8 protein-coding genes are annotated in these 23,198 nt (G+C 66.2%); 1 reads left to right on the forward strand and 7 read right to left on the reverse strand.

Features of this window, described 5'->3' with window-relative positions; genetic code table 11:
* Positions 1-6 precede the first annotated feature (6 nt).
* From HWY45_RS34925 to HWY45_RS34955, 7 genes are all read right to left on the reverse strand, one after another.
* Positions 7-15,123: a non-ribosomal peptide synthetase gene (locus HWY45_RS34925; protein ID WP_081072244.1), complete on the reverse strand. Its 15,117-nt coding sequence runs from the start codon at positions 15,121-15,123 to the stop codon at positions 7-9.
* A 435-nt stretch (positions 15,124-15,558) separates the two neighbouring features.
* The gene (locus HWY45_RS34930; protein WP_059806723.1) at positions 15,559-17,331 is read right to left on the reverse strand and encodes a SulP family inorganic anion transporter; all 1,773 of its coding nucleotides are present in this window, start codon (positions 17,329-17,331) and stop codon (positions 15,559-15,561) included.
* Between the two features lie 137 nt (positions 17,332-17,468).
* Positions 17,469-17,729 (reverse strand): hypothetical protein, encoded by a 261-nt coding sequence (locus HWY45_RS34935; protein ID WP_059884191.1) that lies wholly within the window; start codon positions 17,727-17,729, stop codon positions 17,469-17,471.
* Positions 17,730-18,234: 505 nt separating this feature from the next.
* Positions 18,235-19,236, reverse strand: coding sequence for an Acg family FMN-binding oxidoreductase (locus tag HWY45_RS34940; protein WP_059884190.1), 1,002 nt, complete (start codon positions 19,234-19,236; stop codon positions 18,235-18,237).
* Between the two features lie 45 nt (positions 19,237-19,281).
* Positions 19,282-20,115, reverse strand: a complete 834-nt coding sequence (locus HWY45_RS34945) for a universal stress protein (protein WP_059561758.1) — start codon at positions 20,113-20,115, stop codon at positions 19,282-19,284.
* A complete protein-coding gene (locus HWY45_RS34950; RefSeq protein WP_059884189.1) occupies positions 20,112-20,612 on the reverse strand; it encodes a universal stress protein in 501 nt (166 codons plus the stop codon). Before HWY45_RS34950 ends, HWY45_RS34945 begins: the two co-directional genes overlap by 4 nt.
* A gap of 111 nt (positions 20,613-20,723) precedes the next feature.
* Positions 20,724-21,563: a universal stress protein gene (locus HWY45_RS34955; protein ID WP_059884188.1), complete on the reverse strand. Its 840-nt coding sequence runs from the start codon at positions 21,561-21,563 to the stop codon at positions 20,724-20,726.
* A 219-nt stretch (positions 21,564-21,782) separates the two neighbouring features.
* Here HWY45_RS34955 and HWY45_RS34960 point away from each other — a divergent pair, with 219 nt between their 5' ends.
* On the forward strand, positions 21,783-22,823 hold the full coding sequence (locus HWY45_RS34960) for a zinc-dependent alcohol dehydrogenase family protein (RefSeq protein WP_059561770.1): 1,041 nt from the start codon (positions 21,783-21,785) through the stop codon (positions 22,821-22,823).
* The last annotated feature ends 375 nt before the right edge of the window (positions 22,824-23,198 follow it).

The following is a 23,198-nucleotide window of genomic DNA, read 5'->3' on the forward strand; positions in this document are numbered from 1 at the left end:
TCGCCTTCAGGGCGGAGAACTGTCGTGCTCTCCTCGCATGTATTCGCCGTCGTGCGGCCGTGGGTTCGCGACGTAGACCGGCGAATTCGACGATGCCGCGCCATATCGCGCTCGACCGTCGAGCGCGGCTGCGACGATCGGCCCGATTTCCGCGACTGCCGGTGCGCTCATCATCGTTTCATGCAGGCATTCGACGTCGTGCACCTCGATTCGCCCCTGCACATACGGTTGCCATGCGCGGACATCGCGTGGCTCGTACGCCTCCGACCGGCTGAGCGCCGCCCTGAAGAACAGCACATCGCCGTGGAACACGCCGGGCACGAACATGCCGGCGAGGGTCGGTGCGATCTGGAATTGCCGGACGATCGATTCGAAGGTCCGCTCGTCGAGCGTCTCGAACATCGGATTGCTTCGTGAGAGGCGCGTCTTCAGCGTGTCGATCGTCAGCGGGCCGGGGGCGGCAGGTTGCGGCGAATCCTCGAATGCACGCACCAGCACGTCGATGACCTCCCGCTCCGTCACGGCGGGGAAAGCTTCGCTTTGCATCATCGGATAGCCGTCGAGCATCGCGAGCAGCGCCACTTTTTCGCCGGCGAGCTGCAGTTGGGTAGCGATCGCATGCGCGATATGGCAACCCAGCGACCAGCCGAGCAGGTGATACGGGCCATCGGGCTGGACGCTGCGAATCTGCCGGACGTAGTCCTGCGCCATGTCCTCGATCGACTGCGCGTACTTGCCCGACTCGGTGAGCGCGCGCGCCTGCAGTCCGTAAAGCGGCCGATCCCGCAGGTGATGGGCGAGGCCCGCGAACGGCCAGCTGAAGCCGCCGGCCGGGTGGATGCAGAACAGCGGCGAGTTCGCCCCCAGCGGCTGGAGCGGCAGAAGGACCGCCAGCGCATCGGACGGGCCCGTCGTGTGTATCCGGGGCGCCAACTGAGCGACGGTCGGCGCTTCGAAGAGCGCGCGGATCGACACTTCGCGTCCGAACGTTTCGCGGATTCGCGCAAGCAGGCGGGCGGCGATCAGCGAATGCCCGCCGAGCGCAAAGAAGTTGTCGTGTCGACCGATGCGCTCGACGCCGAGGAGGTCGGTCCAGAGCGCGGCGAGAGTGAGTTCGATCTCGCCTTGCGGCGCTTCGTATTGCGTCTGGACGAAGGCATCGTCGTCGGGCTCCGGCAGCGCGCGCCGGTCGAGCTTGCCGTTGGTCGTGAGCGGCAACGCATCGAGCACGATGAATGCAGCCGGCACCATGTACTCGGGCAAGCGGGCCGCGAGGTGTTCACGCAACCGCCTGGCGAGTTCGACGCGTGGTGCCTCGTCGTGCAGTACGACGTATGCCAGCAATCGGGCGTTGCCGGCTGAGTCGTGTCGGGCGATCACGATTGCGTCACGCACCGCGTCGTGCGTAGCAAGCTGCGTGGCGATTTCACCGGGCTCGATGCGGAAGCCCCGGATCTTGACCTGATCGTCGTTCCGGCCGACGAACACGAGATTGCCGTCCGGCAGGTAGCGGGCGAGGTCACCGGTACGGTACATACGCGCGTCGGGCTGGCCCACGGCACGGGCGAACGGATCGGGCAGGAAGCGCTCGGCGGTGAGATCCGGCCGATTGAAGTAACCACGCGCGACGCCTGCGCCGCCGATGTAAAGCTCGCCGACCGCACCCAGCGGCACCGGCGCCAGATCGTCGTCGAGCAGATAGATCCGGGTATTGGCGATCGGCTTGCCGATGGGATAGAGCGAATCGCCGGACGACGGCTCGATCTCGCCGGAAACGACGACGATGGTGGTTTCGGTCGGGCCGTAGTTGTTGACGATGCGCAGCGACGGCGGCAGCCCGGCGGGCAGCGCCGTGATGCGATCGCCGCCGATCAGCAGCGATTTCAGCCCCTGCGGCAATCCGGCCTGCATCGCGAGCAGGGCCAGCGGCGTGACGAGGAACGCGCAGTCCATGGGCTGCGCGCGCCACCACTGCAACAAGGCGGCGGGATCGGACGCGAGACCTGCCGGCGGCAGCAACAGGGCCGCGCCCGCACAGAGCGCGGACCAGATTTCCCAGACGCTGGCGTCGAAGGCCAGGCTCGCGGTGGCCGGGACACTGGAGCCGACGTGCAGATCGAAACGGCCGATGTACCACGTCACAAAATTGACGAGTTGCCGATGCTCGACCATGACGCCCTTCGGCGTGCCGGTGGAGCCGGACGTATAGATGACATAGGCGAGATGGCGCGACGTCAGTCCGAGCGGGTGCGGCGAGAGGTTGTCCGGGGGCAATGCGTCCCACGCAGGGGAACCGGCAGTCACATCGACGAGAGCGTGCGTCGCCCGATGCGCATCGCCGAGCGCATCGGCAAGTGCCTTGCGTCCGACGGGATCGACGAGCACGACCGGCGGCCTGGCCTCGTCAAGGACGGCGGCGAATCGCGCGCTGGAATGCGCGGGATCGACCGGCAAGTAAGCGCCCCCGGCCTTGAGCACGGCAAGCAGCGAGACGACCATCGCAATACTGCGCTCGGCGCATACGGCGACGGGTACATCGGGCCCGACGCCGAGCGTAACGAGATAATGCGCAAGCCGATTGGCGCGCGCATTGAGTTCGCCGTAGGAAAGCCGCTCGTGCTCCGCGACGAGCGCGACAGCCTCGGGCGTCTGTCTCGCCCGCGCCTCGACGAGTTCATGAACGCACTGGTGTTCGGGATAGACCGCCTCCGTCGCATTCCACGTGTGCAGCAGCAAGCGCCGCTCGTCGGCATCGAGCAGATCGATCTGTCCGATCGGCTTCACGTGGTCGCGGGTCATCGCGCGCAGCACGGCGATCAGGTACGCGCAATGACGCGCGATCGACGCCGCGTCGAACAATGCGGTCGCATAGCGCAACGCACCGGCTATCGCACGGCCGTCGTCAGCCAGATCGAGTTCGAGATCGAACTTCGCGCGATCGAACGCGCCGGCAACCGGCGTGATCTTCAAGTCGGGCAATTCGACCGCGCGCGTGTCGACGTCCTGCCACGAAATCATCACCTGGAATATCGACGTGTGATCGAGCCGCCGCGGCGGCTGGACGATTTCCACCACGCGCTCGAACGGCAGATCCTGATGGTCCTGCGCGGCGATCACGGTCGCCTGAACGCGGTCCAGCAATTGCGCGACGGACGGTGCGCCCGACAGGTCGATGCGCAGCGCAAGCGTGTTCACGAACAGCCCCACGATCGATTCGAGCTCGGGGGCCGAACGATTGGCGACGGGTGTGCCGATGACGACGTCGTCCTGGCCCGCAAGACGCCCCAGCACCGCGGCCCAGGCCGCCGTCACGACCGTGAAGACCGTGACGCCGCGCCGGGCGGCGAGCCGTCTCAGGTCCTGCGTGAGCGCACCATCGAGTTCGATCGGCAGCCGCGCCGCTTCGAACTGCTGATGCGCGGGCCGCGGATGATCGGTCGGCAACGTCAGCAGCGTCGGGATACCGGCCAGCGCTTCTTGCCAGTATCTTGCCTCGCGTTCGAGACGTTCGGTGCCGAGCGATTGCCGTTGCCAGGCAGCGTAGTCGGGGTACTGGACACTCAGCGCGACGAGCGGATCCGGAAGTCCTGCCGTGATGGATTGGTAAAGCGCGCACAGCTCCTTGACGAGCACGGCCAGGGACCATCCGTCGCAGACGATGTGGTGTAGCGTGAGCATGAATGCATGCTCGTTCTCCGACAGCCGGACGAGGCGCGCACGGGCGAGCGGGCCGCGTGCGAGTTCGAACGGGCGGGCAGCTTCCTCCTCGCACAAGCGCAACCCGTGCTCCGATGCGCCCGGTTTCGACGACAGGTCGTCTTCGCGCCACGGGATGCCGTCGCCTGGCGGGAGCAGCATTGCGTGGGCTTCCTCGCTTGCGCCACCGGCCGGATCGGGAAACACGGTGCGCAGCGCGTCGTGACGCGCCCATAGCGCATCGGCCGCGCGGTGCAACGCTGCGGCATCCAGTCTCCCGTCGAGCCGCAGCACGAGCGGGACATGATAGATCGTGCTGGCGCCTTCGAATCCGCTCAGGAACACCATCCGCTGTTGAGCGAACGACAGCGGCAGCGGTGCGTCGCGATCGACGCGGACGATCGGAGACGCAACGCTTTGGTTTCGAGCACCGACCGCCTGCGCAATCGCGCACACCGTCGGATGCTCGAACAGCGTGGCAAGCGACAGCTCGACCTCGTGCAATACACGCAGGCGATTCAACATCCGCACGGCGAGAAGCGAATGTCCGCCAAGCGCAAAGAAGTTGTCGTGTCGACCGATGCGCTCGACGCCGAGCAGTTCGGTCCAGAGCGCGGCGAGGGTACGCTCGATCTCGCCTTGCGGCGCTTCGTATTGCGTCTGGACGAATGCGTCGTCGTCGGGCTCCGGCAGCGCACGCCGGTCGAGCTTGCCGTTGGCCGTGAGCGGCAACGCATCGAGCACGATGAATGCAGCCGGCACCATGTACTCGGGCAAGCGGGCCGCGAGGTGTTCGCGCAATCTCCTGACGAGTTCGGCGCGTGGCGCGTCGTCGTGCAGTACGACGTACGCCAGCAGTCGGGCGTTGCCGGCCGCGTCGTGCCGGGCGATCACGATCGCGTCTCGCACCGCGTCGTGCGTGGCGAGCTGCACTTCGATTTCACCGGGCTCGATCCGGAAGCCCCGAATCTTGACCTGATCGTCGTTCCGACCGAGAAACACGAGGTTGCCGTCCGGCAGGTAGCGGGCGAGATCGCCGGTGCGGTACATGCGCGCATCGGGGCGGCCGGCGGCACGGGCGAACGGATCGGGCAGGAAACGTTCGGCGGTGAGTTCCGGGCGATTGAGATAGCCGCGCGCGACGCCTACGCCACCGATGTACAGCTCGCCGACCGCGCCCAGCGGCACCGGCGCCTGATTGTCGTCAAGCAGATAGATCCGGGTATTGGCGATCGGCTTGCCGATCGGCACGGTTTGCGCATCGAAATCCGCGGGGCACGTAAATGCGGTCACGTCGATGGCGGCTTCGGTGGGACCGTAAAGATTGTGCAACTGCGCCTGAGGCAGGCGTTCCAGACAGCGCCGCGCGGTCGCAACCGGCAACGCCTCGCCGCTGCAGATGATGCGCGAGAGCGCCGTGCAGCGCGACAAGCCCGGCGCCTCAAGGAAACCGCCAAGCATCGACGGCACGAAATGCAGGGTAGTGACCCCGTGCTGCGCGATGACGTCGGTCAGATAGTCGGCGTCACGGTGTGCGCCGGGCGCGGCCATCACGAGCGTGGCGCCATTGGCAAGCGTCCAGAAGAATTCCCAGACCGACACGTCGAAGCTGAACGGCGTCTTTTGGAGAACGACGTCCCGGGTGTCGAGGCGATAGGCCGACTGCATCCAGACCAGACGATTGACCAGCGCGCTGTGTTCGTTCTGCGCGCCCTTGGGCATGCCGGTGGAGCCCGAGGTGTAGATGACGTAGGCGAGATGGCGCGAGGTCAATCCAAGCGCGTGCGGTGACAGATTATCCGCAGACAGCCCGTTCCACGGCGGCGACCCGACGCTCACATCGACGAGCGTGTGCTTCGCGAGCTGCGCGGCGCCGAGCGCATCGGCAAGCGCTTTGCGTCCTGCCGGATCGACGAGCACGACAGCGGGCGCGGCATCGGAAAGGATATGTGCGAGGCGCGCGCCGGGATAAGCGGGATCGAGCGGAACATAAGCGCCGCCCGCCTTGAGGATGCCGAGCAGCGAAACGACCATCGAGGTGCCGCGTTCGAGGCAAACGGCAACAAGGGTATCGGGCACGACGTCAAGATCGACCAGGTAACGCGCAAGTCGATTGGCGCGCGCATTGAGTTCCGCGTAAGAAAGACGCTCGTCACCGGAGATCAGCGCCGTAGCCTCCGGCGTTCGCCGCACCTGCGCCTCGAAGAGCCCATGCAGGCACTGCTGCCGATCGTATTGCACATCCGTCGCATTCAGCGTATCGATCAGCAGTGCCTTTTCGTCGCTCGATACGAGGTCGATTGCCGAGGCCGATTCGCCGTCATTCTCGCAAGCGCGCTCGATGAAGTCGAGCAGACGATCGGCATGGCGCGAGACAGCGGCCGGCTCGAACAGGTCGCCGTTGTACCGAAGCTCGACGTCGATCGGCGCGCTTCTCCCGAACTGGGTAAACAGGAACGAAAGGCCGTGTTCCGGCCCGGACAGCCATTGCACGTGCGCGGGCTGGCCGGCCACTTCGACGGGATGCCGCAGGAACAAGGTATTGACGCTGACCGCGATATGACGAGGATCGAGCCCGTAACGCCGGACCATGTCGCCGAACGGGAATCGGCCATGGCGCATCACGTCGCGAAATACCTCGCAGATTCCGCTCAATGCCGCCGAGACCGGCGCGTCGGCCTGCTCGAGCGACACTGGAAGCGGAATGACCTTGGCGAATTGCCCGGGAATGTCGAGCGCTTCGCGCGTGCGGTTCAGGAACGACACGCCGATCACCGTGCGCCTTTCATTCGCGATGCGCATCAGATAGAGCGTCGTCAACGCAGTCAGGCATTCCGACGGCGACAGCGACCATTTCTGAGCGGTGCGGGAAAACCGTTCCTGCAATGCGTGCGGGAACGTCCGGCGCAACGACCGCACGACGCCGCGCGCATCGACGGGATGCGCGTGATCGGCAACGAGCGTCACCAATGCGCGTCCATCCATCTTCGCGCATGCCGATTGCCAGAACGTGGCGTCGCGCTCGCAGGTCGACGAACCGAGATAACGCTCGTCGAGCGACAACGTGTCGAGAAAGATCCGGTCCATGTCGAACGTACGGTCCGGATCGCTTTCGAGCGCGGCATAGTTCTTCGCGATACGCTCGAAATATCGAATGGCAGACCACCCGTCGTTTTGCACATGATGCGACCGCAGCGCGACCAGCACGCTCCCGGGCGATTCGAACACCGCGACGGCACTGGTCTTGTCGTCGGGATGCTCGTTGAGCTTCTCGTGCCAGCCGATGACCGCCTGTCGCACTTCCTCGTCCGTCATGGTCGCGCGTTCGACGAAATGCAGGAAGCGCGTCGTCGGCATGGCGGCTTCGCTTTGCAGGCCGGCGTCGGAGAATTCAAGCCAGAACGACTGATTTTGCGCGATGAGCGCGCGCGACGCGATCACGAGCCGGTCGCGATCGATGTCCGGCGCGCAGCGCATGGTCGCAACGGAAAAGAACGACGTCCCGCGCCGCGATGCCTGTTCCTGGAGCCAGACCGCCTGCTGCGCGGGCGAGAGCGCATACCAGGTTCCCGGCGGGCCGGACGGACGGTCAAGCAGCCGCGACACGTCCGGGCCCGACGCGGCGTCCCGCGCGCGCGCGACGCCGGCGCGCCAGAGTTCGGCGACCGGCGCATCCGGCTGCTGCACGCTTTCCGTCAGGAACGCCAGGAAGAGTTCGATGATCGCGTCGACGCTTGCCGGATCGAACAAATCCGCGCTGTAGGTGACGTCGGCGCTGGCGTACTCGCCCGTATCCAGGAACACGAACGCGAGATCGGCGCCGCGCCCGACGCGCGTGCGCGGAATCGGGTCGATCGTCATGCCGGCGATCGTCTCGCGCATCTTTCCCGGGCCTTGCTGGAATTGGCAAAACACCTGAAAGACCGGATCGTACGATGGCGCGCGCGGCGGATTGACGGCCGCGACCACGTCGGCGAAGGGCAGCTCGCTCACTTCGAGCGCGGACAACAGTTCCTGCGACGCCGCGCGTAAATGGCTGGCGACGGAAGCGGACCGGTCCAGCCGGTGGCGCAGCGGCAGCGTGTTCACGAAGAGACCGACCATCGCTTCGGTCGTCGCATGTGTTCTGCCTTCGGTCACCGTGCCGATCACGACGTCGCGGCTGCGGGCGAGTTGCGCGCATACGATGGCGAGCGCCGTCTCGAGCACGACGAAGGGCGTGACGTTGTATGCCGCTGCGGTTTGACGAATCTGCTGCATGAGATCGGGCGCGAGCATGCGCTCGATATGTCCGGCGTGATCCGACAACCTGGACGGCCGCGGCCGGTCGGATGGCAAGTCGAGACAGACGGGCGCACCGGCGAGGCGTTCCCGCCAGGCCTCCCGCAGTTGCGCGAGATGTCCGGCATCGACGTGTTGCCGCGACCACGCCGCGTAGTCCCGATATTGCAGCGTCAGCGGCGCCAGCGCGGGCGATTCGTCGGCGGCCAGCGCGGCAAACGCGTGCTTGAAGTCGCGCCAGACGATGTTCCAGGACGTGGCGTCCATCGCGATATGGTGAATCGAGATCACCAGAATCGCGCGCTGCGGCGACTCGACGAACAGCGTCGCGCCAAAGACCGGGCCCCGGAAGCAATCGGGGAGCCTCGCGGCTTCCGATTGCGCGAGTGACATCGCGTCGTCTTCGGCGGCATCGCGGCGCGCCAGCCGGAAGGCGTCGAAGCGGCCGACGACAGGGGCGAACGATCCTGTCGCATCGTCGTTCACATAGTGCGTGCGCAGAATTTCGTGGCGTTCGACGATCGTGCGCAGCGCGCGCTCCAGCACATCCTCGCGCACGTGGCCCGACAAGATGAAGAGGCGCGACGAGTTGAGCATCGCACTGTGTGCGGCGTCCGCTTCGATCGCGAGTACCCGCTCTTCGCCGAAGGACAGCGGCATCGGCGCGTTGCGGTCGACGCGGACCATGTCATGACCGCTGCCGTGCGACGGCGCGTCGGCCAGCGCGAGGGCCAGCGCCGCGACGGTCGGTGCTTCGAAGATCTTGTGCAACGGCAAGGCTTTTCCGGTTTCGCTGACGATGCGCGAGACCATGCGAATGGCGACGATGGAATGTCCGCCGAGCGCAAAGAAGTTGTCGTGCCGACCGATGCGCTCGACGCCGAGCAGTTCGGTCCAGAGCGTGGCGAGGGTGCGCTCGATCTCGCCTTGCGGCGCTTCGTATTGCACCTGGACGTAGGCGTCGTCGTCGGGCTCCGGCAGTGACCGCCGGTCGAGCTTGCCGTTGGCCGTGAGCGGCAACGCATCGAGCACGATGAATGCAGCCGGCACCATGTACTCGGGCAAGCGGGCCGCGAGATGTTCGCGCAATCTCCTGACGAGTTCGGCGCGTGGCGCGTCGTCGTGCAGTACGACGTACGCCAGCAATCGGGCGTTGCCGGCTGAGTCATGTCGGGCGATCACGATCGCGTCGCGTACCGTGTCGTGCGTGGCGAGCTGCGCTTCGATTTCGCCAGGCTCAATCCGGAAGCCCCGAATCTTGACCTGATCGTCGTTCCGACCGAGGAACACGAGGTTGCCGTCCGGCAGATAGCGGGCGAGATCGCCGGTACGGTACATGCGCGCGTCGGGCCGGCCGGCGGCACGGGCGAACGGATCGGGCAGGAAACGCTCGGCGGTGAGTTCCGGGCGATTGAGATAGCCGCGCGCGACGCCAACACCGCCAATGTAAAGCTCGCCGACCGCGCCCAGCGGCACCGGCGCCTGATTGTCGTCAAGCAGATAGATCCGGGTATTGGCGATCGGCTTGCCGATCGGCACGGTTTGCGCATCGAAATCCGCGGGGCACGTAAAAGCGGTCACGTCGATGGCGGCTTCGGTGGGACCGTAAAGATTGTGCAACTGCGCATGCGGCAAGCGTTCCAGACACCGCCGCGCGGTCGCAACCGGCAACGCCTCGCCGCTGCAGATGATGCGCGAGAGCGCCGTGCAGCGCGACAAGCCCGGCGCCTCAAGGAAACCGCCAAGCATCGACGGCACGAAATGCAGGGTAGTGACCCCATGCTGCGCGATGACGTCGGTCAGATAGTCGGCGTCACGGTGCGCGCCGGGCGCGGCCATCACGAGCGTGGCGCCATTGGCAAGCGTCCAGAAGAATTCCCAGACCGACACGTCGAAGCTGAACGGCGTCTTTTGCAGAACGACATCCCGGGTGTCGAGACGATAGGCCGACTGCATCCAGACCAGACGATTGACCAGCGCGCTGTGTTCGTTCTGCGCGCCCTTGGGCATGCCGGTGGAGCCGGACGTATAGATGACATAGGCGAGATGCCGCGAGGTCAATCCAAGCGCGTGCGGCGACAGATTGTCCGCAGACAGCCCGTTCCACGGCGGCGACCCGACGCTCACATCGACCAGCGTGTACTGCGACAGAAGCGCGTCGCCGAGCGCATCGGCAAGCGCCTTGCGTCCTGCCGGATCGACGAGCACGACAGCCGGCGCGGCATCGGAGAGGATATGCGCGAGGCGCGCACCGGGATAGGCGGGATCGAGCGGGACATAAGCGCCGCCTGCCTTGAGGATGCCGAGCAGCGAAACGACCATCGGCGTGCCGCGTTCGAGGCAAACGGCCACAAGGGTATCGGGCACGACGTCGAGATCGACCAGGTAACGCGCAAGTCGATTGGCGCGCGCATTGAGTTCCGCGTAAGAAAGACGCTCGTCACCGGAGATCAGCGCCGTAGCCTCGGGCGTTCGCCGCACCTGTTCCTCGAAGAGCCCATGCAGGCACTGCTGCCGACCGTATTCCACGTCCGTCGCATTCAGCGTATCGATCAGCAGCGCGCGCTCATCGTCCGGCACCACCTGGAGACGCTCGAGCGGACTCGAGCCCGCATCGAGCGCATTCGCCAGTTGCTCCAGCGCACACTGCATGTACGCGCATATCCGTTCAGGCAGCTCCGGCGTAACGACCTGCGCGGCGAGTTCGAGTGCATCGCCATAATCCTCGACGGACAGCGTCACCGGATAATTCGTCTGTTCGTGTGCCCCCAGCAATTCGACACCGGACGGCCACGGCGCATGGCCATCGATGCGCATGTTGTGTCGGTAATTCAGCAGCGCACCGAAGAGCGACGCGTTCGCGCCGATGCCGCTGCATCGTTGCGCGAGCGCGAGTGATGCGTGTTCATGTGCGAGCAGACCCGCGAGCCGTATCTGGGTATCGCGCACCGCCGTGCGCACGTCGGTCGCGTCGATGTCGATGCGCAGCGGCAGCGTATTGATGTACAGGCCCATGGTGCGGTCGGCGCCCGCGCCGGCCGCCATGCGCCCGAACAGCACCGTGCCGAACACCACCTGTCGCTGACCGCTCGTGCGCGCCAGGACGAGCGCCCAGGCGAGATGACACAACGTCGCGAGGCTCACGCCGATGCTTTTCGACAGCGTGCGCAGGCGCGCATCGAGCGCGGCCGGCACGGCGCGACGCGCGTCGTACACCGGCGCCATGTCGCCGTGTCCGGGCGTCAGGCCGAATGGAAGCGTCGGGGTATCGACGTCTTCCAGCATCTTGCTGAAGAACGCTTCGTGCGCACTCGCGGGCAGGCCGAGGCGCGCTTGCGCGACAAGGTTGCGATAGGGCTGCGGCGTGGGAAGGCGATGCGCCTGCCCGTCGATCGTCGCCTGGACTTCGTCGTTCAGGATCGCGAGGGTGGAATGGTCCCCGGCGAGGTGATGGAGCAACATGAGCGCGTGCCAGCGTCCGCCGGTCGTTTCGGCGATCACGAAGCGCAGCAGCGGCGCCTGCGTCAGATCCATCTTGTAGCGCCCCGGATGAAAGCGTGCCTGCAATTGCAGCGCGACGGGCGCGATGGCGTCGTCGAGGGCTAGTTCGGTCACGTCCATGCGCGCGCGCCGCAGGACGACCTGCACCGGCGAGCCAAGGCCTTCCCACATCACGGCCGTGCGCAGGATGTCGTGCCGCTCGACGAGGTGCTGTATCGCATGAAGATAGCGATCGAGCGCCGCGCGATCGGCAAAGGCCATCTGCGCGCTCAACAAGTAGGGATCGCCGCGCGTGCTGAGTACATGGTGAAACAGGATCCCGTCCTGCAGCGGCGAGAGGGCGTAGATGTCCTGGATGTTCGCGACGCCGCCCGGTATGTGCGCGACGATACGATCGATGTCGGCTTGCGACAGATCGACGAGCGGCAGGAGATCCGGTGTGATGGCTTGCGTGTCGGGCGTGATCCGGTTTTCCGGAACGACCACTTCGCGCAATTGGCCGAGGGTGAGGGCGAGTGCGGCCAGGACCGGCTGCTCGAACAGATCCCGTATCGCAAGCGTCAGGCCGATCTGGCGCAGGCGTTCGATAAGCTGAACCGCAATGAGCGAATGCCCGCCGAGCGCAAAGAAATTGTCGTGCCGACCGACGCGCTCGACGCCGAGCAATTCGGTCCAGAGTGCCGCGAGGGTACGCTCGATCTCGCCTTGCGGCGCTTCGTACCGCGTCTGGACGAATGCGTCGTCGTCCGGCTCCGGCAGTGCGCGCCGGTCGAGCTTGCCGTTGGCCGTGAGCGGCAACGCATCGAGCACGATGAATGCGGCCGGCACCATGTACTCGGGCAGGCGGGCCGCGAGGTGTTCACGCAACTGCCGGACGAGTTCGGCGCGTGGCGCGTCGTCGTGCAGTACGACGTACGCCAGCAATCTGGCGTTGCCGGCTGAGTCATGTCGGGCGATCACGATCGCGTCACGCACCGCGTCGTGCGTAGCAAGCTGCGCGGCGATTTCGCCGGGCTCGATGCGGAAGCCTCGGATCTTGACCTGCTCGTCGTTCCGACCGACAAACACGAGGTTGCCATCGGGCAGATAGCGGGCGAGATCGCCGGTGCGGTACATGCGCGCATCGGGCCTGCCGGCGGCACGGGCGAACGGATCGGGCAGGAAGCGCTCGGCGGTGAGGTCCGGGCGATTGAGATACCCACGCGCAACACCTGCGCCGCCGATGTAAAGCTCGCCGACCGCGCCCGGCGGCATCGGCGCCTGATCGTCATCGAGCAGATAGATCCGAGTATTGGCGATCGGCTTGCCGATGGAATAAACCCCATCGCAGGAGGAGGGTGCGATCTCGCCGGAGGTCGCGACGACGGTGGCTTCAGTCGGCCCGTAATTGTTGACGATGCGCAGCGACGGCGGCAGCCCGGCGGGCAGCGCCGTGATGCGGTCGCCACCGATCAGCAGCGATTTCAGCCCCTGCGGCAGTCCGGCCTGCATCGCGAGCAGGGCCAGCGGCGTGACGAGAAACGCACAGTCCATGGACTGCGCGCGCCACCACTGCAACAGGGCGGCGGGATCGGACGCGAGACCCGCCGGCGGCAGCAACAGGGCCGCGCCGGCGCAGAGCGCGGACCAGATTTCCCAAACGCTGGCATCGAAGGCCAGGCTCGCCGTGGCCGGGACGCGGGAGCCGGCGTGCAGATCGAAGCGGCCGATATGCCAGGTCACGAGATTGACGAGTTGCCGATGCTCGACCATGACGCCCTTGGGCACGCCGGTGGAGCCGGACGTATAGATGACATAGGCGAGTTGATGCGACGTCAATCCGCGCGAATGAGACGAGAGGTTGTCCGGGGGCAATGCGTCCCACGGAGGCGAACCGGCAGTCACATCGACGAGAGCGTGCGTCGCCCGATGCGCGTCGCCGAGCGCATCGGCAAGCGCCTTGCGTCCGACCGGGTCGACGAGCACGACCGGCGGCTTCGCATCGTCGAGAACATGAGCGAGTCGCGCACTGGAATACGCGGGATCGACCGGCAGGTAAGCGCCCCCGGCCTTGAGTACGGCAAGCAGCGAGACGACCATCGAGATACTGCGCTCGGCACACACTGCGACGGGTACATCGGGCCCGACGCCGAGCGTGACGAGATAGCGCGCGAGCCGATTGGCGCGCGCATTGAGTTCGCCGTAGGAAAGCTGCTCGTGTTCCGCGACGAGCGCGACAGCCTCGGGCATCTGCCTCGCTTGGGCTTCGACGAGTTCGTGAACACACTGGTGTTCAGGATAGGCCGCCTCCGTCGCATTCCACGTGTGCAGCAACAAGCGCCGCTCGTCGGCATCGAGCAGATCGATCTGTCCAATCGGCTGCTCGGGGTCGGCAAGCGCCGCCTCGATGAAATGGAGCAGCCGCTTCCGATGGGCCTGCACATCCGCACCGTCATAAAGCTCGGCATTCCCGTCCACGTGCAGCGTGCAACCAGGATCGCGCGGATTTCCCGTCACCGTCACGGCAAAATCGTTGACCAGACCATTGGCGAGCGCATGCAGGGTCGCAAGACTGCCTCCGAATTCCCACCGATTGTCGTAGGCAACGATATTGATGCGCGGCCCGAAAACCGGGCCGGCGAATGCACCGCGCATCTGCTTGATCTCTTTCACACGGAACTGCTGGTGCTTCATGTGCGCGAAGACTTCCGCACCGACCTGCCGCGTCAATTCCGCGAGCGTCGTGCGTGGCGTGATGGGCAGCTGCATCGGCAGGATGTTGGCGAACATGCCGGGCAGCGTGCGCGTCTCCTTCGTGCGGGCCGATACCGGAAAATCGAACACGGTGATCCGGCCGTTGCTCATCCGGTAAAGATAGGCCGCCACGATCGCCGTGAGGACGAGCGGCCACTTCGCGATCCGCGCCTCGATCGTGTCGAGCTGTTCGACAAACGCCACGGGAAGCGGCGCCGATGCCCGCCTGAACGCGCCGCTTGCGCGCGCGGCCGTGCCGGCGAGCGTTTCCGTGGCGGGCAGGGCGTCGACGTAGTCCTGCCAATACCGGTGGTCGGTCACGTAGCGCGACGAGGCCCGGTATGCACGATCGCCGTTCGTCATCGGCTCGATCGGCCCGAAGTCCGAATCCGGCACCGGCTGCTGCCGCAGCAGTGACGTGTAGATCCGGGCGACCCGGCGTGTCGCGAGCGGGATGCTCGCACCATCCATCACGATATGGTGATAGCGCTGATACCAGATATAGCGGTCGTCGCTCAGCTTGAACAGCGTTTGACTGAAAAGCTTGCTGGAGAGCAGGTCGTAAGGGCGATCCGACTCGGCCTGCATGGCGTTCCAGCAAGCCGCAAAGGGATCAGCGTCGCCCGATGCATCGATGAACGCCAGCTCGAATGCATCCAGGTCGCACCCGAATTGCATCGGCCCCGTCGATGTTTCAACAAAGCGAAAATGTAGACTCCGGGCCTCCTCGATGAAACGGCGTAGCGCCATCTCGAAGGCATCGCGGTCTATCGCCCCCCGGATATCCACATAGCCGCGGCTGTCGAACAACGGGCTGTCGGGTTCGAGTTGCTGCGAAAACCACATTTCCATCTGCGCCGCAGTAAGCTCCAGGATTTCTTGTGGGTTTTTTGTATTCACAATTATCCTCATCACAATTTATCGTGAGCAACCTGATCGAAGACAGCGCGAAATTTAAAAAATCAAGAACATCCTTGACGATATTGCATCGAGCAGCGAGCAGACACGGCCGGGCCCGCCGCGTGGCGGCATGAGGTATTTATCTGCTGAAAGAATTGAAACCTACTGTAGCACGGTGCTGGTGCAAAATTCACCAATACGAAGCGATTATTTTCAGATTTAACGCAATCAATAACAAATTGATTTTTTGATGCAATTCCTGATTATTGAATATTTATAAAACAACAATTCGATATTTAATTCCACATGTCACACGGAACGCGAGGCGCAGCGCATCGGTATCGCGGGCCGTGACGGCACCGTGACCTTGCCCGGCAAGATGGGTGAGACGGGCGCCCGGTGGGCGAAGGGGCGAAGGCGGCGAAGGCGGCGAAGGCGGCGAAGCAATCAGCGTCTCGTCGCTCGCTGCGTCTTGCGCCGCAGGCGCCTGCGACGCGTGCGCGACACATGTCCGGTTCGCGCGTATTCGTTTTGCATCCGGACATGACGCGCGACGGCATCGGTCAACGTCGGAAAGAAGTTTGCCTGCCCGAACTTGTCGAACAGCCCATACGCGCGCAGGCGGTCCTTGACCGGCCCCTTCATTTCCGCGAAACACAGCACGACCCCGCGCTCCCTGAGCTCGTCGCCCAGCGCGACGAGCCGATCTGCCGCACTGACATCGATATCGGTGACAGGCTCGGCCGCGACGACAACGCGCGTGACAGGGGGCTGCGCACGCGCGAGCGCGGCGTCCAGATGCTCGCAGAAGATCTCGACGTTCGCATAGAAGAGCGGCGCATCCCAGCGAAACAGCACGAGGCCCGGCGTCTGCACGGCGTCCGGATGCCGGCCGACGTCGTGATAGCCGCGCACGCCCGTCAGCCGGCCGAGCACGGCGTCATACGGGTGCCAGGCCCGCCATACAAACGACAGCAGCGACAACGCGCTCGCGAGCAGGATGCCCGGCACGACACCCGCGGCGATCACGCCTGCGAAGCACAGCACCGAGATCAGGCATTCGCCGCGACGCATCCGGTACAGCCGCACGACGCTGCGGATATCCGCGATGCTCCACGCCGCGAGCACCACGACCGCGGCCAGCGCGGCGCGCGGCACCTGCGTCAGCAGCGTCGGCGCGGCAACGAGCAGCAGCACGATGCTGGCCGCCGCCACCAGGTTCGTGACCTGGCTCTGCGCGCCGGCTTCCATCGCAACGGGCGTGCGGGACGCGCTGCTGCTGACGGCGCAGCCCTGCATCAGGCCGGCCAGCAGATTGGCGGCGCCCAGCGCGACCAGCTCCTGATTGCGCTCCGGCGCGTCGCCCGCACGCGCGGCGAGTGCGCGCGACAGCATGCTGATGTCGGCGAACGACACGACCGCGATCGCGATCGCACCCGAAGCGAGCGCCGCCACGTCTGCAATCGAGACGGCCGGAAAATGCGGCGCCGGTGCGCCGGCGGGCAATGTGCCGACCGTCGCGATGCCGTGCAGCGGCAGCAGATGCGTGGCCAGCGTGGCCGCCACCACGGCAATCAGCATTCCCGGCCAGTGCGGCGCGATGCGCTTCAGAAGCGGAACGGTCACGAGTACGCCCGCGCTGACGATGCATGCGCTCACCGAATACTGGTGATCGAGCAGCGCGCGCACCAGGCGGTGGCCGATGGCGGACATGTCGCCGGTCGCCGCCGGCACGCCAAGCAGCTCCGGCAGCCGGCCGACGACGAGCGTGACGGCGATGCCGTTCAGGTATCCATACTGGATCGGGCGCGACAGCAGATCGGTGACGAAGCCGAGCCCGAGCATGCCGATCAGGATGCAGATGGCGCCGGCCGACAGGGCCAGCGCGGCTGCGAGCGCCACTGCGCGTTGCGGGTCGTGATCGGCGAGCGGCGCGACGGCGCCGGCGATCAGCGCGGCCAGCGCCGAATCCGGCCCGAGCACGAGAATCCGGCTCGGGCCCAGCAACGCATAGGCGACCAACGCGGCGATCGATGCATAGAGCCCCGTCACGGCGGGCAGGCCGGCGGCCTGCGCATAACTCATGCCCACCGGCACGAGCACCGCCGTCAGGGCGACGCCCGCGTAGAGATCGCGCGCAAGCCATGCGCGCCGGTAGTGCGCCAGCAGCGCGATCCCGGGAAGATACCGTGTGAGGCGTTCGGAAGACGGCCAGTTCATCGCGTCCTCGCCATGGGAATGGCCCGTTGCGCACAAGGCCGGCCGGGGGCCTCAGCGCGACGATGGGTTGCGATGCGTCGCCGGCAAATGCGGGCACCGTCGCCGGCTATATCGGCACGCCGCGAAGACGCGGGGCGTCATGCCGCCTCGAGGGTCGAAAGCCGCAGCGCCTGCGCGAAGCGGGCGAACGCCGCAACCGATCCGGTCACGCTTTCGTAGCGTTCGCTGCCGATCTGCGCATCGAGCATGACCAGCATGCCGGCTTCGCGCGCGAGCGCAAGCAGCGCCTGCGTGTCGAGCGCCGCGCGGGGTTCCGCAGCCGGCGCGACAGCAGCCGGTGCCCCTGTCTGGTATATGGCTCGATACCCCGAATCGGAACGATATGTCGCGTGTGACATGGCGCGCCTCCTGATCGCCTTGCGTGCTGTCGGCATGCCGCTTAGCCCTTTGGCATGTCTCCAGTATCGTGGCCGTCCCAGGGGGATTCAATCAGGCAGCCCCGAACTTTACGTAGGAATCGCGCGAAGGCGATCAGCGGATTCCTACACACGGCTTACTGCCTACGAAGCAATGCACGTACCCGCAGGCGGTCGGGCGCGGAAGATCCGTCGCGGTTTCGCAACGGGTAAACAGGTGGAGATCGCGGTGATCGATCGCCCTTGGTTCGTCGGCACGCGCTCGGTTCGGGCTTTCGATGAAGGGCCACATCCGGCCTGCAACGCTGATGGGCCGGCGAAACAGGGCAGGGCGACTGGCTGCCGCGCGGCAGCTTGAGTTCAAGCCGCGCTCGCGCATGCGGCACGTCGCGATGTTTGCGCGCCGGCCAGGCCAGCCGGGGCGGCAAGCACGCCGGCAGCGAAATGGCGCATGAAGCGCTTGTTCTTTTCCGCCCCGGGGCCGCGATCAGGACACCACCTCGTCGAGCGGCCGGCGGGGCGAGTGCGGTGTATGCGGGCCGCGGCCGATGCGCAGCAGCAATTGCGGCACACCGCCGAGATCGAGCATGTGGGCGAGACGTTTGCGCAGCTCCGCCACTTCGATCGGCTGGTTCAGGAACGACGCCGTGTGGCCGGCGCGCGCGGCGACGAGCAGCATCCGCTCCAGCGCCTGCCCGGCGGCCAGCCATGCATCGCGGTCGTCGCGCGCGGTGGCGATGCAGGCGAGCAGCGGCGACGCGCCGACGAGCTGGTGATGCAGCGCGGCGAGCCCGTTGCCGAAATCGAACGTGCGCACCGCGGTGGTGACGACGGGCGATGCGAAATCGAGCAAGGCCGGCACGCCGGCCGCGAACGCGGGCATGCCGTCGACGCGCCGGCGAGGATCGATCCAGCTCGCCAGCTCGCGCCGGAAACGCGCATCCTCGAACTGCGCACGGTCCGCCTCCGCGATCAGCTCGGCGATCCTGGCCCGTCGGGCGATCGAATCCGCGCAGGCCACGCTGGCGCCTTCCGCCGCGCCGGCCGCGATCAATTCATGCTGGAGCGCGTCGGGAACGGGCGTGGACTCGAACGGCGCGCGCGTCGTGACGCGGTTCGGGATCGCGTCGAAGAGGGCGCCGAGATCCGCGTCGGAATAGCCGTCGTCGCAGATGCGAACGAGTGCGAGCACGTCCGGATCGACGTCGGACGGGAAGGTACTGATCGTGTGCGCGAGCCCCGCATGGTTCAGCGCGACGCGCAAGTTGAGCAGCGCCGCGCCGCAACTGATGATCAGCTCGCGGTCGAACGGGTCGATGACGGGCAACGCGCGAACCCGGTCCGCGCATACCGCGATCGTGTTGCCGTCGATCATGAATCGCCATGGCTGGGAATTGTGGCTCGATGGCGCCATCACCGCGTAGCGCAGCAGCGCTCGCAATCGATCGTCGAGCTGAGCGCCTGCGGAAAGTGATGTAACGGAAGTCATGTGACGATCTCCAGGTGGCCGGCACGCGGTGCAGCACGGCGCGGATCAGTGCGACATCAGCACCGGCACCGTCATCGTTTCGAGGATGGTTCGCGTTGCGCCGCCGAGCACGCGCTCGCGCATCCTTGCGTGGCTGTAGGCCCCCATCACGAGCAGGTCCGAATGCAGGTCGCTGGTCCGGTTGAGCAGCGTCTCGCCCGTGTTGATGTCGCCTTCGCGCGGCGTCGTCGCGAAGGAGGCGCGAATGCCGTGGCGTTCGAGGTAGGCCGCAACATCGACGCCCGCGGGCGTCTTGTCCGGATCGGAACGGTGGCGTTCCACCGTTTCGACGGTGACGAAGCGGGCGCGCTTGAGCAACGGCAGCGCATCGGCCACCGCGCGGGCCGCCTCGCGGCCGCCGTCCCATGCAATCAGCACGTTTTCGCCGAAGGTCCGCACGAGGCCCGCGTACGGCACGATGATCGCCGGCCGGCCGCAGCCTGTCACCACGTCCTCGACGAAATGCGGGGCAATGTACGTGGTGCGGTCGTGCGGGTCCGTCTGGCCGAGCACGAGGAGATCCGCGTGCCGCGCGTGCAGCGTTGCCGTCTCCGTGGCGGGACCGGCGGGCGCGCGCCACTCGACGCTGCGCCCGGCCCGTTGTGCGGCATCGAGGAATGCGATTTCCGCCTGCTTCCGGCGCGACTCGCACAAGCGTTCGTAAACCGCGAGCTCGAGCGGCTCGTCGCGCCGGCGCAGCGGCTCGAACAGATCCTGGCAGACCACATACAGGCCGATCAGGTGCGCATTGCAGCGCTGCGCGAGGTCGAGCGCCAGCGCGACGCGCGTCGCGCAGCGCGGGCTGTCGTCGAGATGGACGAGCAAGGTCTTGTAGCTCATGACGATTCCTTTTCGGACGAGGCCGCCGCAGTTTCCGCGGCAGGCGCGGGCGCACCGTGCGCCGTGATCATCAGGACAGGGCACGCGGCGCCGCGCAGCACGCGTTCGGCCACGCTGCCCAGCACGAGGCGCCGGAAGCCGCGCCGGCCGTGCGTGCCCATGACGATCAGATCGGCGCCGACTTGCCGCGCAGCGCTCAGGATGCGATGTGCAATGTCTTCGCCCGCGTCGACGTCGACGATCTGCGTCGCACCCGACACGCCGCGGGCAGCCATGCGCTTCGCGGCGTCATCCGTCACGCGCTGTCCTTCTTCGCGGAATGCGCCGATCAGGATCGACGGATCGTAGCCGAGCGCGTCGTAGGCGGGCGCCATGAAATCGACGACATAAACGGGCGTCAGCCGCGCACCCGATTCGGACGCAAGCGTCAGTGCGGCTTCGAGTGCGCGGGACGACGTTTCGCTGCCGTCGAGCGCAACGAGGATATTCGAGTACATGGCAGTCCTCTTGAACTGGAAGACAGGGTTTCATCTTCGGCGTGCAGGTGGAGAGTGCGCTGATCTGGATCAAGCGCGGGCCTCGCGTCGCACGCGTGCGCCTGTACGAGCTCAGTGCGACATCAGCACCGGCAGCGTCATCGACGCGAGCACCGTGCGCGTCGCACCGCCCATCAGCAGCTCGCGCCAGCGCGTATGCCCATAGGCCCCCATCACGAGCAGGTCGGCGCCCGTATCGTATGCGCGCGACAGCAACGTGTCGCCAACCGACGTATCGGCCGTACCGGCGAGGTCCAGCACGTTGACGTCCGGCGCATGGCGCGCGAGCATCAGCGCGGCGTCCGCGCCCGGAATGCGCATGTCCGCCGCCGCGTCGCCCGCGCCGGTGACGCTGACGACCGTCGTGCGTTTCGCGTGTTCGAGGAAGGGTATCGCGTCATGCGCGGCCCGCACGGCTTCCCGGCTGCCGTCCCACGCCACCAGCACGCGTTCTCCGATCGACTTGAACGCGCCCGCATAAGGCAGGAACAGCACGGGGCGGCCCGCGGACAGCACCAGGTTCTCCGGGAACTGATCGTCGACGAACGTCTCGGGGTCGTTCGGATCGCTTTGACCCGCGATCACCAGGTCCGCATGACGCGCGTGATGCAGCATGGCGGCATTGGCCCGCACGTCGGCGCTGATCCAGTTGCCCGACACCTTGGCGCGCAAGGTTTCCGCGTGAAACAGGCGTTCCAGCGCGGCGAGACGTTCGTCGCGGCGTTCCCGAAGTTCGCGGAAATAGTCCGCGGAGCCTGCCATCACGTAGAACGAAGCGGGCTCCGGCGTATAGATCGCGGCCACGCCCGTCAGATGCGCACCGAATCGCCGTGCGAGCCGCAATGCGAACTCGAGGCGCGCATGGGCGCGGTCGCTCGTGTCAAAGTGCACGGCAATGCTCTTGTAGCTCATCGCGATCGCTCCATCAACGGTGGATCCGTCAGTTCGATTCAGTCTAAGAAGCAGGCTCCCCGCACGCTTGATTCAGATCAACGGCGCTCATGCCCGGCGGCCGGCGGCCATCCGCCGCACACCACCGGTCGCGCCTGCTTGACCGAGGTCAAGCGGGCCGTCATGCGGGCGCCTACATTGGTGAGCGACGGGGATGCCCCTTTCCACGGAGCAAACGCAATGAGAGCACTCGTATTCCACGGCCCCGGCCGCAAGTCGCTTGAACAGCGGCCGATGCCGGAACTGCAGGCGCCGACCGACGCGATCGTCCGGGTGACCCGCACGACGATCTGCGGCACCGACCTGCACATCCTCAAGGGCGACGTGCCGACGTGCGAGCCCGGCCGCGTGCTTGGCCATGAGGGTGTCGGGATCGTCGAGCAGGTCGGGGCGGCCGTGGACACGCTGAAGGCCGGCGATCACGTGCTGATTTCATGCATTTCATCGTGCGGCCGATGCGAATACTGCCGCCGCGGGCTGTATTCGCACTGCACGACGGGCGGCTGGATCCTCGGCAACCGGATCGACGGCACGCAGGCCGAATTCGTGCGGATCCCGCATGCGCAGACGAGCCTGTACCGGCTGCCGCCCGGCGCCGACGAGGACGCGCTCGTGATGCTGTCCGACATCCTGCCGACCGGGTTCGAATGCGGCGTGCTGAACGGCAAGGTCCAGCCGGGCTCCACGGTCGCGATCGTCGGCGCGGGCCCCATCGGGCTCGCCGCGCTGCTGACCGCGCAGTTCTACTCGCCTGCGAAGATCATCATGATCGATCCGGACCGCAACCGGCTCGACGTCGCGCGGCGCTTCGGCGCGACCGAGTGCATCGACGGCCGTGGCGGCGATCCGGCTGCGGAAGTGATGAAGCTGACCGACGGCATCGGCGTCGATTGCGCGATCGAGGCGGTCGGCATTCCGGCGACGTTCGAGATGTGCACGTCGATCGTCGCGCCGGGCGGCGTCGTGGCCAACGCCGGCGTGCACGGCGTGAAGGTGGATCTGCACCTCGAGAAGCTTTGGGATCGCAACATCTCGATCACGACGCGGCTCGTGGATACGGTCAGCACGCCGATGCTGCTGAAGACGGTGCGCGCAGGGCGGCTCGATCCGAAGCAACTGATCACGCACCGCTTCTCGCTCGACGACGTCGAGCGGGCCTACGACACGTTCAGTCGCGCCGCGGAAACGCATGCGCTGAAGGTCATCATCGAAGTGGCGTGAGGGCCTGACCGCGGGCCGCGGCGCACGCGCGCGGCGTGTGCGCCGCGGCATCAACCGTCCTTCGACGACCGCTTCGACAACTTTGAGGCGATCCAGCTCTCGCATGCTCATGGTGATCGTGTTGGTGTTGTTGGCCACGGGCGGCTCCTGGTTGACCATCAGGAGCCGCTCAGGATGAACCAACCCGCGGCCAACTACGACATTTCAACTTTGCCCAGATACGACATTACAACTTTGCTCTTACAGCTTTTGTCATGGCCATTTCAAGATGTCGTGGCGCCAGCTAAATAGAAATGTCCGGTTTTGAGGTTGGTTTGGCTGTCTGCTTTGCTTCGGTTTGTTCGTTACGCAGTGTCGAAGGAGGGCGTCTGAACG

The organism is Burkholderia stagnalis (assembly GCF_902830275.1).
In the GTDB taxonomy this organism is placed as follows: domain Bacteria; phylum Pseudomonadota; class Gammaproteobacteria; order Burkholderiales; family Burkholderiaceae; genus Burkholderia; species Burkholderia stagnalis.